This window comes from Nocardiopsis listeri NBRC 13360 (assembly GCF_001570765.1).
Lineage (GTDB): Bacteria > Actinomycetota > Actinomycetes > Streptosporangiales > Streptosporangiaceae > Nocardiopsis > Nocardiopsis listeri.
Genome location: NZ_BCSH01000019.1, coordinates 40,075 through 54,890 on the forward strand (window position 1 = coordinate 40,075; position 14,816 = coordinate 54,890).

General features: G+C 68.6%; 13 protein-coding genes. 5 read left to right on the top strand and 8 right to left on the bottom strand.

The annotated features are described in order from the left end of the window. Positions 1–387: 387 nt before the first annotated feature. A complete protein-coding gene (gene trhA, locus NLI01S_RS06850) occupies positions 388–1,110 on the top strand; it encodes a PAQR family membrane homeostasis protein TrhA (RefSeq protein WP_223809141.1) in 723 nt (240 codons plus the stop codon). A gap of 223 nt (positions 1,111–1,333) precedes the next feature. Here the strand turns inward: trhA and fdhD are convergent, their stop codons facing one another. The 4 genes from fdhD to NLI01S_RS06870 form a co-directional block, all read right to left on the bottom strand. Continuing rightward, positions 1,334–2,179: a formate dehydrogenase accessory sulfurtransferase FdhD gene (gene fdhD / locus NLI01S_RS06855; RefSeq protein ID WP_067600950.1), complete on the bottom strand. Its 846-nt coding sequence runs from the start codon at positions 2,177–2,179 to the stop codon at positions 1,334–1,336. Between the two features lie 205 nt (positions 2,180–2,384). Continuing rightward, positions 2,385–3,773 carry a glycine--tRNA ligase gene (locus NLI01S_RS06860; protein ID WP_190318379.1) on the bottom strand — a complete coding sequence of 463 codons (1,389 nt, stop codon included), beginning with the start codon at positions 3,771–3,773 and terminating at the stop codon, positions 2,385–2,387. Between the two features lie 195 nt (positions 3,774–3,968). Next, the gene (locus NLI01S_RS06865) at positions 3,969–4,262 is read right to left on the bottom strand and encodes an antibiotic biosynthesis monooxygenase (RefSeq protein WP_067601053.1); all 294 of its coding nucleotides are present in this window, start codon (positions 4,260–4,262) and stop codon (positions 3,969–3,971) included. 174 nt (positions 4,263–4,436) lie between these two features. Beyond that, positions 4,437–8,180, bottom strand: coding sequence for a CDP-glycerol glycerophosphotransferase family protein (locus NLI01S_RS06870; protein ID WP_067600956.1), 3,744 nt, complete (start codon positions 8,178–8,180; stop codon positions 4,437–4,439). Between the two features lie 482 nt (positions 8,181–8,662). Here NLI01S_RS06870 and NLI01S_RS06875 point away from each other — a divergent pair, with 482 nt between their 5' ends. Genes NLI01S_RS06875 through NLI01S_RS06890 form a run of 4 tightly spaced genes read left to right on the top strand, consistent with a single transcriptional unit; the run spans position 8,663 to position 11,185 of the window. Further along, positions 8,663–9,013 (top strand): DUF6703 family protein, encoded by a 351-nt coding sequence (locus NLI01S_RS06875; protein ID WP_067601056.1) that lies wholly within the window; start codon positions 8,663–8,665, stop codon positions 9,011–9,013. A gap of 60 nt (positions 9,014–9,073) precedes the next feature. Continuing rightward, the gene (locus NLI01S_RS06880; protein ID WP_067600959.1) at positions 9,074–9,925 is read left to right on the top strand and encodes a metal ABC transporter ATP-binding protein; all 852 of its coding nucleotides are present in this window, start codon (positions 9,074–9,076) and stop codon (positions 9,923–9,925) included. Further along, a complete protein-coding gene (locus NLI01S_RS06885; protein WP_067600962.1) occupies positions 9,918–10,811 on the top strand; it encodes a metal ABC transporter permease in 894 nt (297 codons plus the stop codon). Before NLI01S_RS06880 ends, NLI01S_RS06885 begins: the two co-directional genes overlap by 8 nt. Further along, complete coding sequence (locus tag NLI01S_RS06890; protein WP_067600965.1) at positions 10,808–11,185, top strand: Fur family transcriptional regulator; 378 nt, start codon at positions 10,808–10,810, stop codon at positions 11,183–11,185. The genes NLI01S_RS06885 and NLI01S_RS06890 overlap by 4 nt, the downstream gene beginning before the upstream one ends. Before the next feature lie 82 nt (positions 11,186–11,267). Here NLI01S_RS06890 and NLI01S_RS06895 read toward each other — a convergent pair whose 3' ends face one another. From NLI01S_RS06895 to recO, 4 genes are all read right to left on the bottom strand, one after another. Next, positions 11,268–12,107 carry an SGNH/GDSL hydrolase family protein gene (locus tag NLI01S_RS06895; RefSeq protein ID WP_067600968.1) on the bottom strand — a complete coding sequence of 280 codons (840 nt, stop codon included), beginning with the start codon at positions 12,105–12,107 and terminating at the stop codon, positions 11,268–11,270. A 140-nt stretch (positions 12,108–12,247) separates the two neighbouring features. Next, complete coding sequence (locus tag NLI01S_RS06900; RefSeq protein ID WP_067601059.1) at positions 12,248–13,009, bottom strand: SGNH/GDSL hydrolase family protein; 762 nt, start codon at positions 13,007–13,009, stop codon at positions 12,248–12,250. Between the two features lie 32 nt (positions 13,010–13,041). Continuing rightward, entirely contained in the window at positions 13,042–13,869 is an 828-nt protein-coding gene (locus NLI01S_RS06905) for an isoprenyl transferase (RefSeq protein ID WP_067600972.1), read from the bottom strand. Next, complete coding sequence (gene recO / locus NLI01S_RS06910; protein WP_067600975.1) at positions 13,866–14,597, bottom strand: DNA repair protein RecO; 732 nt, start codon at positions 14,595–14,597, stop codon at positions 13,866–13,868. Before recO ends, NLI01S_RS06905 begins: the two co-directional genes overlap by 4 nt. Between the last annotated feature and the right edge of the window lie 219 nt (positions 14,598–14,816).

The window sequence follows — 14,816 nt, forward strand, 5'->3', positions numbered from 1 at the left end:
CCCTGAATCTGGGCGCGACTCTATCCACATCCGGCAAAAGCGACCCTCCAGACACCACCACTTCATGACATATTCGCAGGTCAAAGCCTCTAAAGAGGTCTACACCAATGGTCTATTGATTGACAAGTGCGCCCACCTCGACCTCCTCGGGATCGGCGCGCATCGACAAGACGAACCCACTGGTCAAGGCCGTGCGATCACGGCAGGACCCGACCATGTCGGTTCCACCATCGGCCCCGGAACCACTTCCCCGCCCCGGCCGCCACTCCAGGCCCATACTGTGCGGGGCGACACAGCTCTACCTTCAAGTAACCTACGCTTCCGTAAGTTAGGCTTCACTCGGACCCGTCAAGGGGCGGGCCCGGACCGGGCAGAAGGGTGCGCGACGTGACCAAGAGGCAAGGGCGGGTGGACACCGAGGCGAACGCCTCCGTGCCCGAACGGGCCGCGACGGCCGCCGGTGACCTGTTGGAGGCCGTCAAACCCAAACTGCGCGGTTGGCTGCACCTGGGCACCGCCCCGCTCGCGCTCGCCGCCGGCGTGGTCCTGGTGGCGCTCTCCCCCACCCTGCCCGCGATGCTCGCCGCCGCGATCTACGCGCTCAGCTCGGTCCTGCTCTTCAGTACCTCGGCCGTGTACCACGTGGGCCGCTGGTCACCGCCCGCCCAACGTGTACTGCGGCGGATGGACCACTCCAACATCTACCTGATCATCGCCGGCACCTACACGCCGTTCATCGCGCTGGTCCTGGACGGCACCCTGCGCGTGGCCATGCTCGCCCTGGTCTGGGGCGGGGCGATCGCCGGGGTGACGTTCAAGCTCCTGTGGCTCAACGCCCCGCGCTGGCTCTCCACCGCCCTGTACCTGGCCATCGGTTGGGTGGCGGTGCTGTTCATCCCCGACCTGGTCAACGGCACGCACCCGGCCACGTGGATCCTCATCCTGGTCGGCGGCGTGCTCTACAGCGTCGGCGCCGTGGTCTACGGGCTCAAGCGGCCCGACCCCGCGCCCCGTTGGTTCGGCTTCCACGAGATCTTCCACTCGCTGACCATCGCGGCGTTCGTGTGCCACTACATCGCGGTGTCCTTCGTCGTGTACACGTCGGGCTGATCCGCCCGACGGCCGGCGATGACCACTTCCGGCCGACTCGTCACGATTCGCTTACGCAGAAGGACAACGGGCCCCGAACAGCCCGGAACCCCCGCGCCCTACCGCTACCTTGTTACCGGTTCCCGCGGTCGTGTGCGGCCCCGGGTTCCAGGAGGCGACCGGAAACCAATCCCCCCGGGTCCGGTCGTCTCTGCATTCCTCGGGAACGTGTTCCTCGGGACCGTCAGGCCACCGGGGAGGCCGCCTCGATCAGCACCCTCTCCCGGCCCGCGTAGACGTTCATCGACTCCCCGCGCAGGAACCCCACCAGCGTCATCCCCGCCTCGGTCGCCAGGTCCACAGCGAGCGAGGACGGCGCCGAGACCGCCGCCAGTGTCGGGATCCCCGCCATCCAGGCCTTCTGGACCAGCTCGAACGAGGCTCGCCCGGACACCATCAGCACGCTCTCCCGCAGCGGCAGACGTCCTTCTCGCAGGGCCCACCCCACCACCTTGTCGACGGCGTTGTGCCGGCCCACGTCCTCACGCACCACCAACAGCTCTCCCTCGGTGGTGAACAGCCCGGCCGCGTGCAGGCCACCCGTACGGTCGAACACCCGCTGGGCCTCGCGCAACCGATCCGGCAGTCGCGTCAGCGTCGACGACCCGACCCCCGCCTCGTCCTCGGTCACCGACCACGTGGCCTGGGTACGCACCGCGTCCAGGCTCGCCTTGCCGCACAGGCCACAGGAGGAGGTGGTGTAGAAGTTGCGCTCCAGTGAGGTGTCCGGCGCCGGGACGTGCGGGGCCAGGGACACGTCGAGCACGTTGAAGGTGTTGGAACCGTCCTCGGTGGCGCCCGCGCAGTAGCGGATGACCCGTACGTCCTCGGTGTGGTGGACCACGCCCTCCCCCACCAGGAACCCCGCGGCCAGATCGAAGTCGTTGCCGGGGGTGCGCATGGTGACCGTGAGCGGGGAACCGTCGATCCGTACCTCCAGCGGCTCCTCGGCCACCAGGGTGTCCGCCCGCTCGCTCACCACGCCGTCCCTGATCCGCAGAATCCTCTGGCGTGTGGTGACCCGTCCCATGTGCCCCCCGTTCCGACGCCGGTCCGCACCGGTCGTGTGTCCGCGTCACGTTACAACCGTCGGGCCGACAGGTACAGATCGGCTCCCATCGCACCAGGGCATTTCGGGTGGGACGGGCAGGGACGAACGTCCCCGATCCCTCCGACGAGAAGGGCCCCGTGCTCCACGAACGCGGAGCACGGGGCCCGAGACAGCGATGTACCGATCAGCAACCGGGCAGGCGCTCCACCAGGTACATCTCGACGTTGTCCAGCGACACGCGCTCCTGCGACATGGTGTCGCGGTCGCGCACGGTCACCGCGTTGTCCTCGAGGGTGTCGAAGTCCACCGTGACGCAGAACGGGGTGCCGATCTCGTCCTGGCGACGGTAACGACGACCGATCGCACCGGCGTCGTCGAACTCCACGTTCCAGCGCTTGCGCAGCGCGGCGGCGAGCTCACGGGCCTTGGGCGACAGGTCGGAGTTGCGCGACAGCGGCAGGACCGCGGCCTTGACCGGCGACAGACGCGGGTCCAAACGCATGACGGCGCGCTTTTCCAGCTTGCCCTTGGCGTTGGGGGCCTCGTCCATGTTGAAGGAGTCCAACATGAACGTCAGCACCGCCCGGTCGACACCGGCCGCGGGCTCGATGACGTAGGGGAAGTAACGCTCGTTGCTCTCCTGGTCGAAGTAGGACAGGTCCACGCCCGAGGCCTCGGAGTGCGTCTTGAGGTCGTAGTCGGTGCGGTTGGCCACGCCCTCCAACTCACCCCACTCGCTGCCCTGGAAGTTGAAGCGGTACTCCAGGTCGACGGTCCGCTTGGAGTAGTGCGACAGCTTCTCCTGCGGGTGCTCGTACAGGCGCAGGTTGTCCTTGGCGATGCCCAGGTCCAGGTACCACTGGTGGCGCTGCTCGATCCAGTACTCGTGCCACTCCTCGTCACTGCCGGGCTTGCAGAAGAACTCCATCTCCATCTGCTCGAACTCGCGGGTCCGGAAGATGAAGTTGCCCGGGGTGATCTCGTTGCGGAACGACTTGCCGATCTGGCCGATGCCGAAGGGGACCTTGCGGCGGGCGCTCTGCTCGACGTTCTTGTAGTTGATGAAAATGCCCTGCGCCGTCTCCGGACGCAGGTAGGCGAGGCCCTTGTCGTCCTGGACCGGGCCCAGGAACGTGCGGAGCAGACCGTTGAACATGCGCGGCTCGGTGAAGGAGGCCTTGGCGCCACAGTTGGGGCAGGCGATCTCGGCCAGGCCCTCGGCGGGCTCGTGGCCGTGCTTCTCCTCGTAGGCCTCGATCAGGTGGTCCGCGCGGTGGCGCTTGTGGCAGGCCTGGCACTCGGTGAGCGGGTCGGCGAACTCACGGACGTGACCGGAGGCCTCCCAGACCTCGCGGGCCAGGATCACACTGGAGTCCAGGCCGACGATGTCGTCACGTTCCTGCACCATCGAACGCCACCACTGGCGCTTGACGTTGTTCTTCAGCTCCACGCCCAAGGGGCCGTAGTCCCAGGCGGCGCGCAGACCTCCGTAGATCTCACTGGAGGGGTAGACCAGACCTCGGCGCTTGGCGAGGTTGACCAGTGCGTCCATTGCCTCTGACTTGGCGGCCATGGGTGACTCTCCATCCGGCTGGCGGTCGGTGGATCGCTGTTCGCGATACATCGTCGTGTGTTGGGAACGCGGATCACGCGCGGAGCCACGGATGTGGCGCACCGGGCGACCGCGTCACCCCAGGCTAGAGCACCCAAAGGACTCTCGGGCACTCCTTTCCCAGGACCGGAGCCGGCCGACCCGCCGCGTATCAGGTCAAGGGGTCTCCACTGCGTGGAGGATCTCGAAGGCGCTGGGCTCGTCGATGGCTCGGGACAGCAGCGGCACGGCGGTGACCTTGACCTCGTAGGAGGACAGGGCGCGACGGTAGAAGCCGGCTCCGTCCCACTCGGTCACGACGGTCCACAGGGTGGGATCGTCGGCGGCACGGCCGATGCGGTGCCACCGGAATCCGGGGCGTTCGGCGAGTACCGCCACGGCGGCGTCGGCGTCGGTTCGGAAGGCCTCGGTGTCGGCCTCGGGCACGGAGTAACGGGTGATGACGATCACGATCCCATTGTGGCCCAGTGGACGGGCCGGGCCGTCCCGGGAGTCCCGGAACGGCCCGCCCACCCTCTGCGCTCGGTCTCGGCCCCCGGGGGTCGCTCGTCAGGCGCCGACGAGGATGAAGAGTCCCTCCGCAAAAGCACCGAATACGGACCAAAGCGCTAGCGGAGGCCCGAATCAAACACCGAACACCCTGTCCACGACCCTGGCGGAGGCCCGACCGTCGTCCAGCGGGCAGAACCGTTCGACGAACGAGCGGTACTTGGCGCTGCCGCGCGCCGCGACCTCGTCGATGTCGAGCAGGGCCTCGATGACGTCGTCGGACTCGGTCAGCAACGGGCCCGGCGCGGTCTCCTCGAAGTCGAAGTAGAAGCCGCGCAGGTTGTCCCGGTAGCCCTCCAGGTCGTAGGTGAAGAAGAGCATGGGACGACCGGTGTTGGCGAAGTCGAACATCATCGACGAGTAGTCGGTGACGAGCACGTCGGTGATCAGGAACAGCTCCATGATCTCCGGGTACAGGGACACGTCGTAGACGAAGTCCTCACCGACGATCGGCACGCTGTCGACCACACGGGGATGGCGGCGCACCAGCAGCACGTGGTCGTCGCCGAGCTTCTCGTACATCCGGCGCAGGTCCAGGTGCAGGTCGAGCTTGTGCTTGCCCCGCGTGTAGTACTTGTCGTCACGCCAGGTCGGCGCGTACAGCACGACCTTCTTGCCCTCGGGCAGGCCCAGGACGCGCCGGGTGCGTTCGGCGATGCGCTCCTTGTCCGCGGAGAAGAAGATGTCGTTGCGCGGGTATCCGGTCTCCAGGATCTCGCCGTCGAAGCGAAAGGCGCTGCGCAGGATCGGTGTCGCCCAAGGGCTGGGCGAGACCAGGTAGTCCCACTGCTGTGTCTCCCAGGCCAGCTTGTCGAAGTAGTCGCGCGACTTGCCCCGAATGTTCTCCACGTCGAAGCCGATGCGCTTGAGCATCGACCCGTGCCAGGTCTGCACGACCAACTGGTCGGGGTGGCGGTGGAACCAGGCGGGCTGGCGGGAGTTGGTCACCAGATAGCGGCTGCGGGCCAGCTCCCGATAGAACTCCTCGCCCCTGTGCCGGACCGGGGTGAGGTCGTCGGGCAGGCGCACCTGCCCATCGGCGACCAGCCACGACATCGGGTAGTCGGCCCAGCCTTGGCGCTCACGCAGCTCCGCGTAGATGCTCTGCGGACTGTCGGAGTACTGACGACCGGTGTAGGTGTCGAACAGGACGCCATCGGTCACCGAGAGTTCGCGCTGGGCCGGGTAGAAGACCTCGCGCAGGCGCCGCTGGGCGAAGGTGCCCCGCTCCACCGGGCGCAGGTCGCTACCGACCTGGATCACCGGGATGCCGCGGTTCTGGTAGGTGAGCGTGTAGGTGCGCTCGGGGCTCTCGGTCTGCGACGGCAGCTCACCGATGATGGCGTCGGCGAACTCCACGCCCACGTCGACGGTGGCCTCCGAGCCCTCGTCGGCGCCCTCCTCCCCGATACGCCCCCACAGCTGGTAGGAGCCGGCCGGCAGGGAGATCTCGCCGGACAGGGTGCGGATACGGGAGGGATCGAAGCGGGTGGTGAAGCGGCCCCCGTCGCGTTCGCTTTCGAGCTCGTGCTCCTCGTCGCGGCCACGGGCCTTGGCGACGATGCGCAGGTCCACCCCGGCGGGGAAGTCGCCGCCCAGCACCAGGGTGCGCTCCCGCCACTCCGCGCTGTCCACTACGGGACGGGCACGACCGGCGCGCAGCTTCAGGTGGCCGGTGGCGCTGCGCAGCACCACGAGTTCCTGCTGGGCCCCGTCGGAGTTGTAGGGGCGTCCGGGCACCTCGTCCGGCAGGATCAGGGGCACCCGGGCCCCCTCCTCCGTCACGAGTTCGGCGTCCCACTCCTCCTGGCGGATCACACCGCCGCACTCGCTCAGGCTCCTGGCGAAGAGCTCGTCGGCGCGCACGCGGGCGCTGAACCGGCCGCCCTCGATCCGGACCGGGTAGGTCAGGCGGGCGGTGCCGGGGCGACGGATCAGGCGCAGACCGGTGGCCTCCGCCGCGGGCGGGGCCAGTAGTTCGCCCTCGATGTGGAGTTCGGCGTCCCGCTTGTCGAAGTGGTGTTCGACCACGCGGGCACGGGCGGGTTCGACGCTGATGAGCAGGTGGCGTTCCCGGCTCCAGTGCGGACGGATCCACATGTCGCCGCCGACGCTGTGGTAGCCGGGGCGCTCGGGTTGACCGGAGACGGGGTTGGAGAGGAACTTGCGCCGGGTCAGGCCGCGGTTGAACACGACCAGTTCGATCTTCCAGTCGCCGGGTTCCCAGGTGCGCGAGGAGCGCAGTCGGCGCGGGTCCACGATGGCGGTGAAGCCCCCATAGTCGTGGCGGGCCGCGTCGGGCAGGTCTGGCAGTCGGTACTCGGCGGCCAAGCGGACCTGGACGGGTACGCGGATGCGTCGCTTGGTGGCGGTGTTGACCGCGAAGGCGACGATGTGCTGGTGCCACCGTTTGTGGGCGCGCAGGTGACGGATGCCGACGCGCCCCTTGATGTGCAGGCGCCCGTCCTCCCAGTGGAGGGCCTCGGTCTTCTGCCGGACCTTGATCTCGTCCTCGAGCCGGTAGATCTCCCGGGGCACGGACTTGGTCTGGTCGTCGGTCTCGAAGAAGGGGTAGCGGATGTAGTAGCCCAACCCCTGACGGACGGCGGGCGCCTTCTTGATCTCGACGCTCTTGGCGAAGGTGGCGACCTCCAGCACGTCCTGGGAGCGGCGCTTGCGCACCAGGTGGTACAGGAGTCGGTTCAGGACCGACAGACCGCGCAGCAGGGACGGGGAGACGTGGTCCAGGTAGGCGTTGACCAGGTCCATGACCGTCTCGCGCACCTGCTCGTCCGCGTCGTCCAGGCGCAAGAGGAGGTTGTGGATCTCACCTTGGAGGAGGGTGCGGTCCCACAGTTCGCGGTCGGTCGCCCCCAGGTCCTCGGCGATCCGGCGCATCGCGGTCAGCCGCCGGTTCAGGACTGCCTGTTCCAACGGCAGCCGGGTGTCGGTGCGTTCGCGCTTGAGCAGCACCGGGGCGGGCAGGACGTCGACGGCGTCGGCGCTCAGTGAGAGTCTCCGGACGGCGAGGTCGTCGTCCTGCGGGTCGACCTCGGGCGAGGTGCGCGAGAGCCAGAACTCCTTGCGCCAGAGCCGATTGCCCAGGGTGGCGTCGGAGACGAGGCCGCCGATGTTTCGGGGGTCCTCGGCCAGGCGGAGACGGCCGCAGAGCCTCTTGTGCGCTTTGGAGGGCGAGGCACCCAACTCGTTGAACCGGTACACGTTGCCGATGACCAGGTCCGAGCGCGTGTCGGTGGCGCTGTGGAGCAGGTGGGCGACCGCGTAACCGGTCAGGGCGTCGGAGCCGGTGAGGAAGAGCAGGTGGCTACCACCGGCCTCGGCCGCGCCGCGTGCGCGGGCCTCGGGGTGGTGCGGCGCCGGTTCCCCGTCCAGGAGCCGAACTCGCAGGCCGGCGGGCGGGGTCCGCGCGAAGACGCGAGCCGTCGCCAGCCCGTCCTCGCGCGCGGAGGCGACGGCCTCGTCGCCCTGCTCGTCCTCCTCGGGACCGGGACCCTCGGAGCCGGCTTCGGGCTCCTCGTCCACGCTGTCCCCGTTGTCTCCATTGTCTTCGTTGGTATCCGGTTCGGTGGTCCGCCCCTCGGGGACCTCCGGATCGGTGGCTTCGTCGACGGTGTCGCCGCCGCCGTTACGGACCGGCACGAGGACGACCTCGATGTCGGTCCCGACGTCGGCGCCGACGTCGGCGGGCGACGCGTCCCCGGTCTGGACCTCGTCTCGTTGACGGGCCAGTGAGTCGAGGCAGTTCTGCAGATGAGGCTCGGTGACGTCGAACGTCACGATGACTGTGGGTTCGGGCACGGAAGTTGACACCCTCCGGAGGGTTCGTCGCGGTGCGACGTGCGGGCACCGTAGTGCGGACGGTCCGCGCTGATCAGACGGTCACTAACTGCATGTAGAAGGTACTTGACCCTTCGTGCACCGAGCCCCGGACAGCGGAAACCGGGGGGAGAGGGGCTGCGAGGAGAGGGCGACGACGCCCACTCCCACGCCGCGGTGCCCTGCGACAGGGTCTGACCCACGAGGTCGGCTTCCTCCCTGGAGGGGATCTCCACTCGACGGTCTTCGGCCTTCGAGTGGTGCCGCACACCTCGCGGCGGCGGCCGGTTCCTGCTTCACTGACATGGGCTTCACCGGCATGGTGTGACCCAGAGGTCTCGGCAGACTGGCACGGATCGCCTACCCGCGCACGCCCGCCACCTGCGGCGGACACGCATGTGAATCTACCAGGCAAGCGGGACGGGACGTCCCGATGGACACGGATGAAGGGGAAACGGGCGACGATGGCCTCTCCCGAGCACGAAGACGAGCGCCCACTTCCCGAGGGGGATTCCCTGTTCACTCCGGGCGCGGGCCGACTGCGCCGCGAGGTGGAGCGGCGCAGCGCGGTTCCACTGGTGTGGTTGCACCAACGTCCTCGCTGGTCGGCGCCGGTGGCGTTGGGCGCCCTGTTCATCGCGGGCCTGATGGCGCCGGGTGTTCCGGGAGCGCTCTGCCTGGCCCTGGTGGTGGTGTTCTTCTCATGGTTGGCGTACCTGACCTGGCCGACCCTGGACCGACGCCGACGGACGCCCCGGGTACTGATGATCCTGGTGGTGTCGGTGTTGGCGGTGGCCCGCGTCCTGGGCTATTGACCCGCGGCGAACCGAACATCAAGTTTTGACAACCATTTTCGTTTTCGCCATAATGTGTGAGTGTCTGACCAGTTCAGCGGGGCGAGGACGAACGCCCCCGAGACCCCGCCCGCCTTCCAGGCCATCGACGCGCACGCCGCCTACGACGGCGTTCCCGTCCTCAACGGCGTCGACCTTCGGATCCCTGCGGGTCAGACCATGGCCGTCCTGGGACCCAACGGTTCGGGCAAGTCGACCCTGATGCGCGCGATGCTCGGCATCGTCCCCCTCACCTCCGGTGAGATTCGGATCCACGGCACGCCGCTACGCCGCTTCCGCGATTGGAAGCGCATCGGCTACGTGCCCCAGCGACTCACCGCCGGTGGCGCCGTACCCGCCACCGTCCACGAGATCGTCGCCTCGGGTCAGGTCGCCCGACGCCGCAGATTGTCGCTATCCACCAAGGCCGACCGCGCCGCCGTCGAGGACGCCCTGGCCGCCGTCGACCTGAGCGACCGGGCCGGCGACGCCGTACGCGAGCTCTCCGGCGGCCAGCAGCAGCGGGTGCTCATCGCCCGCGCGCTGGCCGGACGCCCCGACACCTTCGTCATGGACGAGCCCATGGCCGGGGTGGACGCCGAGAACCAACGGGCACTGGCCCGCGCCATCGCACGCCTGCGCGAACAGGGCAGCACCGTGGTCCTGGTCCTGCACGAGTTGGGGCCGCTGGAGAACGTCATCGAACGCGCCGTGGTCCTGGAGCACGGCCGGCCGATACACGACGGCGCTCCGCCCGAGGCCACCGGTGAGTGCGCGCGTCCCGGTCACGAACACCAGCACCCCCACCCCGATCCCAACGACCCCGACCCCCGCGTGGCGTCCACCGACGTGAACGCGGAGATCGTCCGACTAGAGGTGCCCCACCGTGACTGAACTGCTGCAATACGAGTTCATGCGGCGGGCACTGATCGCCGCCGTACTGGTGGGTCTGGTCACCCCGGTGATCGGCACCTTCCTCGTCCAGCGACGTCTGGCCCTGCTGGGCGACGGCATCGGCCACGTCGCGCTGACCGGCGTGGCGCTGGGTCTGATGACCAGCACCTCCCCGGTGGTGACCGCCGCGGTGGTGGCGACCCTGGGCGCCGTCCTCATGGAGTTGGTCCGGGTCCGCACCCGCACCAGCGGTGACGTGGCGCTGGCGCTGTTGTTCTACGGCGGTATCGCCGGTGGCGTGCTGCTCATCGGGTTGACCCCGGGGGCGAGCAACGCCACCCTGACCTCCTTCCTGTTCGGTTCGGTGAGCACCGTCGCGGAGGAGGACATCTGGGTCGTGGGCGTGCTGGCCGTGGGCGTGCTGGCGATCCTGGCGATCTTCGGCCGGGAGCTGTTCGTGCTCTGCCAGGACGAGGAGGTGGCACGGGCCCACGGGCTACCGGTGCGCTTCCTCAGCATCCTGTTGGCGGTGACCGCGGCGTTGACCGTGGTGATCGCGATGCGGGTGGTGGGCGTGCTGATGGTGAGCGCCCTGATGATCGTCCCCGTCGCCGCGGCGCAGCAGCTCAGCCGCAGTTTCCGTGTGACCATGGGCTTGGCCGTGCTCATCGGCCTGTTGTCCTCGGTGGGCGGACTGACCACCGCGTTCTATTCGGACCTGGCTCCCGGAGCCACCATCGTCCTCCTCGCCCTCGCGGTGTACTGCGTGGCCGTGGTCGCCGGTGGGGTTCTGCGCCGGGCCACCAAGGGCCATGGGGTGGCGCCGCCATCGGGAGACCCCACGGATACGATGCTCCAGACCGATCGGGGGAAGGTGACACCATGAGTACACGACGTGAGGCCGTGCATCAGGCACTGACGGCCTCCTCCGGTTTCCGTAGTGCGCAGGACCTTTACGCGGACCTGCGGGCCGACGGATCCAAGATCGGCCTGACCACCGTCTACCGCGCCCTCCAGGCGCTGAGCGACTCGGGCGACGTGGACGTGCTCCGCACCGACGAGGGCGAAGCCGTCTATCGCGCGTGCGACACCGAGGACCACCACCATCACCTGGTCTGCCGGGTGTGCTCCACCGCGGTGGAGATCGAGGGTCCCACCGTGGAACGCTGGACCGCCGAGATCGGCGCCCAACACGGTTTCACCGGGGTGACCCACACCGTCGAGGTCTTCGGTACCTGCGCCGAGTGCTCCAAGAGCTGACCCGTTCCGCTCGTCTTCATGGGTGAGGCCCCCACCGACCGGTGGGGGCCTCACTCGCGTTCGGAGGGCTCCGGACGCGGGATCAGTCGATGCGGGGGTGCGTGGGCTCGCAGCGTTGCAGGGTGGGGCGCTTGGGGCTCACACCGTCGCCGGAGGAACGACCGGTCAGCCGACGGTGGATCCACGGGACCAGGAACTCCCGCGCCCAGTGCAGGTCCTCGTGGCGGGCGGTACGCCAGTCACGGGGCTCCGGCGGGGGCCAGGGCTCGTTCCAGTCGCCCTCGACCGGCACGTCCAACACCTCGCACACGCGCAGGGCCAGGCGCCGGTGACCCTCCGAGGACAGGTGCAGGCGGTCCCGGTTCCAGGCGCGGTTGTCGTCGAGGACGCGCATGCTCCACACGTCGACGACGTCGCAGCCGTACTTGTCGGCGACGGCCCGCATGTGCATGTTGTAGGTGGCGATCTTGCCGCGCAGGTGGCGCATGACCGGCTGCCAGTTGGTGTCGAAGCCGGTGAAGATGACCACCCGCGCGCCGGTGGCACGCAGTTCGGCCACCATCGACTCGAAGATCGCCACGACCTGATCCGGATCGCCGCCGGGGCGCAGGATGTCGTTCCCGCCCGCGCACAAGGTGACGAGGTCGGGCTTCATCTCGGCCGCGCGCGGCACCTGCTCGTCGCGGATCCGGCGAATGAGGCGACCTCGGATCGCGAGGTTGGCGTAGCGGACCTCACCGACGTGTTCGGCGAGATGTTCGGCCACACGATCGGCCCAACCCCGATAGCGGCCGTTGGGCACACTGTCGCTGTCCGGGTAATGATCGCTCATACCCTCGGTGAAGCTGTCACCGAGGGCGACGTAGGACAGGATGTCCTTGCTCTTCCATTCACCGGAGGAACCGGTCCGCACACCACTCATGGTGTCCGATGATGCAACCCGGGACCCGGGTTACGCGACAGTAGGTTGGTGGTTCGTCACGTTTTGGGGTGGACCTCACACCACGGGCGGTGCACCCTGGGTCGCGCGGGGCGACCACCCGTGGTCCCTGCCGGATCGGGTCAGCGGTCCTTGGTCAGGGGCGTCAGTCCAGGACGTTTGGCGGTCACCGTGTCACCGGAGGAACGCCCGGTCAGGCGGCGGCCGATCCACGGGCCCAGGGACTCCTTCACCCAGTGCAGGTCCTCACGGCGCGCCTCGGCCCAGCGCACCGGCTCGGCCTCGGGCCAGGGCTCGTCCCAGCGATCGGAGGTGGGAACACCGAGGACGTCGGCCACGCGCAGCGCCAACCGGCGGTGTCCCTCCGGGGACATGTGCAGTCGGTCCTCGTCCCAGGCGCGGGAGTCGGTGAGCACGTCCATGGACCACTGGTCGACCACGTGACAGTCGTACTCGTCGGCGATCGCGCGCACGTTCATGTAGTAGCGCGCGAACAGGCCGATGGTGCCGCGCATGTACCCGGTCGCGATGTTCACGCCGGTGAAGAGGACCACGTCGCTACCGCCCTCGCGCAGGCGGGACACGGTGTGCTCCAGGACGCGGGCCAGGCGCTCGGGGTCACCGGCCGGGCGCAGCAGGTCGTTGCCGCCGGCGCACAGGGTCACCAGGTCCGGGGCCATCTCCAGGGTGGGCGGCAGCTGGTCGGTGACGATCTGTCGGATGAGCTTGCCCCGTACGGCCAGGTTGGCGTAGCGGATCTCTCCGACGTGGTCGGCCAGGTGTTCGGCCAGCCGGTCGGCCCAACCGCGGAACACCCCGGAGCCGTCCGGATAGGGGTCGCCCACGCCCTCGGTGAAACTGTCCCCCATCGAGACCAGGGACATCCCAGGCCGGATCAGTGCGTCCTCGCGGTCCTTCACTTCTTCTCCCCCTCGACCGGGTTGGGCACGGCACCTCCGTACCGACGGTCCCGGCTCGCGTAGATCTCACAGGCACGCCACAGGTCGCGGCGGTCGAAGTCGGGCCAGAGCGTCTCCAGGAAGACGAACTCGGCGTAGGCGCTCTGCCACAGCAGGAAGTTGGACAGCCGCTGTTCCCCGGAGGAACGCACGAAGAGGTCAACCGGAGGGACGTCGGGGGCGTACAGCTGCTGGGAGATCGTTTCCTCGGTGATCTTCTCCGGGGACATGCGGCCCTCGGCGACCTGGCGGGCCAGAGCGCGTGCGGCGTCGACGATCTCGGCCTGACCGCCGTAGTTCACGCAGAACTGGAGGGTCAGCGCCGTGTTGTCCTTGGTCATCTCCTCGGCGTCCTTGAGCTCGGAGATGACGCTCTTCCAGAGCATTCCCGCGCGCCCGGACCACTTGACGCGCACGCCGCGGGCGTGCAACTCGTCACGGCGCCGACGGATGACGTCCCGGTTGAAGCCCATCAGGAACCGCACCTCGTCGGGGGAACGCTTCCAGTTCTCGGTGGAGAAGGCGTAGGCGGACAGGTTGGGCACGCCCATCTCCAAGGCGCCCTCGATCACGTCGAAGAGGGAGGCCTCCCCCGCCTTGTGGCCCTCGGTGCGCGGCAGACCGCGTTCCTTGGCCCAGCGGCCGTTGCCGTCCATGACCACGGCGATGTGGCGAGGCACCAGGTCGGCGGGGATCCGGGGGGACCGTGCCCCACTGGGATGGGGGACGGGTGCGGTGTACTCCCGCCGGTCCCGCCCTCCTTTGTCGAAGCTGAACAGGCTCAAGAACGCTCCACATGGCGCAGGGATCGAATTCCGTTCTCCAGGTGCCACTGTAGGTAGGCCGCGACCATCCCACTGCACTCGGAGCGGTGCCTGCCGTCGCTGGCGTCCGCGCTGTCCCAATCGCCTCCGAGCAGGTCGAACATGAGTCGAACCGTCTCGGGGGCGGGGTGCACGGAGCCGTGCGGGCGGCACACCGAGCAGACCATACCGCCGGCGTGCACCGCGAAGGCACGATGTTCCCCCCGCGTTCCGCAGCGCGCGCACTCGGTCAGGGCCGGGGCGTAGCCGGCCACGGCCAGCGACCGCAGGAGATAGGCGTCCAGGACGAGCCTGGAGTCGTGGCTTCCCTCACCCAGGGTACGCAGGGCACCGATGAGCAGGAGGAACTGGCGCAGTGCCGGATCCTTCTCCACCGCGACGACCTTCTCGGCCGTCTCCAACATCGCCGTCGCGGCGGTGTACCGGGAGTAGTCGTGGGCCACGGCCGTGCCGTAGGACCGGACGGTCTCTGCCTGGGTGATGACGTCGAGGGATCGCCCGGTGTGCAGTTGGAGATCGACGTGGGTGCACGGTTCCAGGCGGGCGCCGAAGCGGGACTTGGTACGGCGCACGCCCTTGCCGACGGCGCGCACCAGCCCGGTGCGGCGGGTCAGGAGGGTGACGATGCGGTCGGCCTCGCCCAACTTCTGGTTGCGCAGGACCACACCCTCGTCTCGGTAGAGGCTCACCCCTCCATTGTCGCGGATGTGTCAGACCACCTGGTCGGTCCCCACCGACGCACACGCCCCTGAACTGGTTTATTACGGTTTGGATTCCCTTTTTATGACATTTGCTCTACTCTCACGCGCTAGGGAGTTCCGACGTTCGGGATGTGCCGCCCTTCCCCCTCGGCTTCGCAATGCCCCGACGTCGCACACGCTCCTCCTGACGCGGGCACGGGAACGACC

What these genes read in the sequence shown, in the direction of transcription:
- fdhD (WP_067600950.1), bottom strand. Translation starts at nt 2,179, where the DNA reads ATGGGACGGGTCACCACACGCCAGAGGATTCTGCGGATCAGGGACGGC.
- NLI01S_RS06860 (WP_190318379.1), bottom strand. Translation starts at nt 3,773, where the DNA reads ATGGCCGCCAAGTCAGAGGCAATGGACGCACTGGTCAACCTCGCCAAG.
- NLI01S_RS06875 (WP_067601056.1), top strand. Translation starts at nt 8,663, where the DNA reads ATGGCCTCTCCCGAGCACGAAGACGAGCGCCCACTTCCCGAGGGGGAT.
- NLI01S_RS06890 (WP_067600965.1), top strand. Translation starts at nt 10,808, where the DNA reads ATGAGTACACGACGTGAGGCCGTGCATCAGGCACTGACGGCCTCCTCC.
- NLI01S_RS06895 (WP_067600968.1), bottom strand. Translation starts at nt 12,107, where the DNA reads ATGAGTGGTGTGCGGACCGGTTCCTCCGGTGAATGGAAGAGCAAGGAC.
- NLI01S_RS06900 (WP_067601059.1), bottom strand. Translation starts at nt 13,009, where the DNA reads ATGTCCCTGGTCTCGATGGGGGACAGTTTCACCGAGGGCGTGGGCGAC.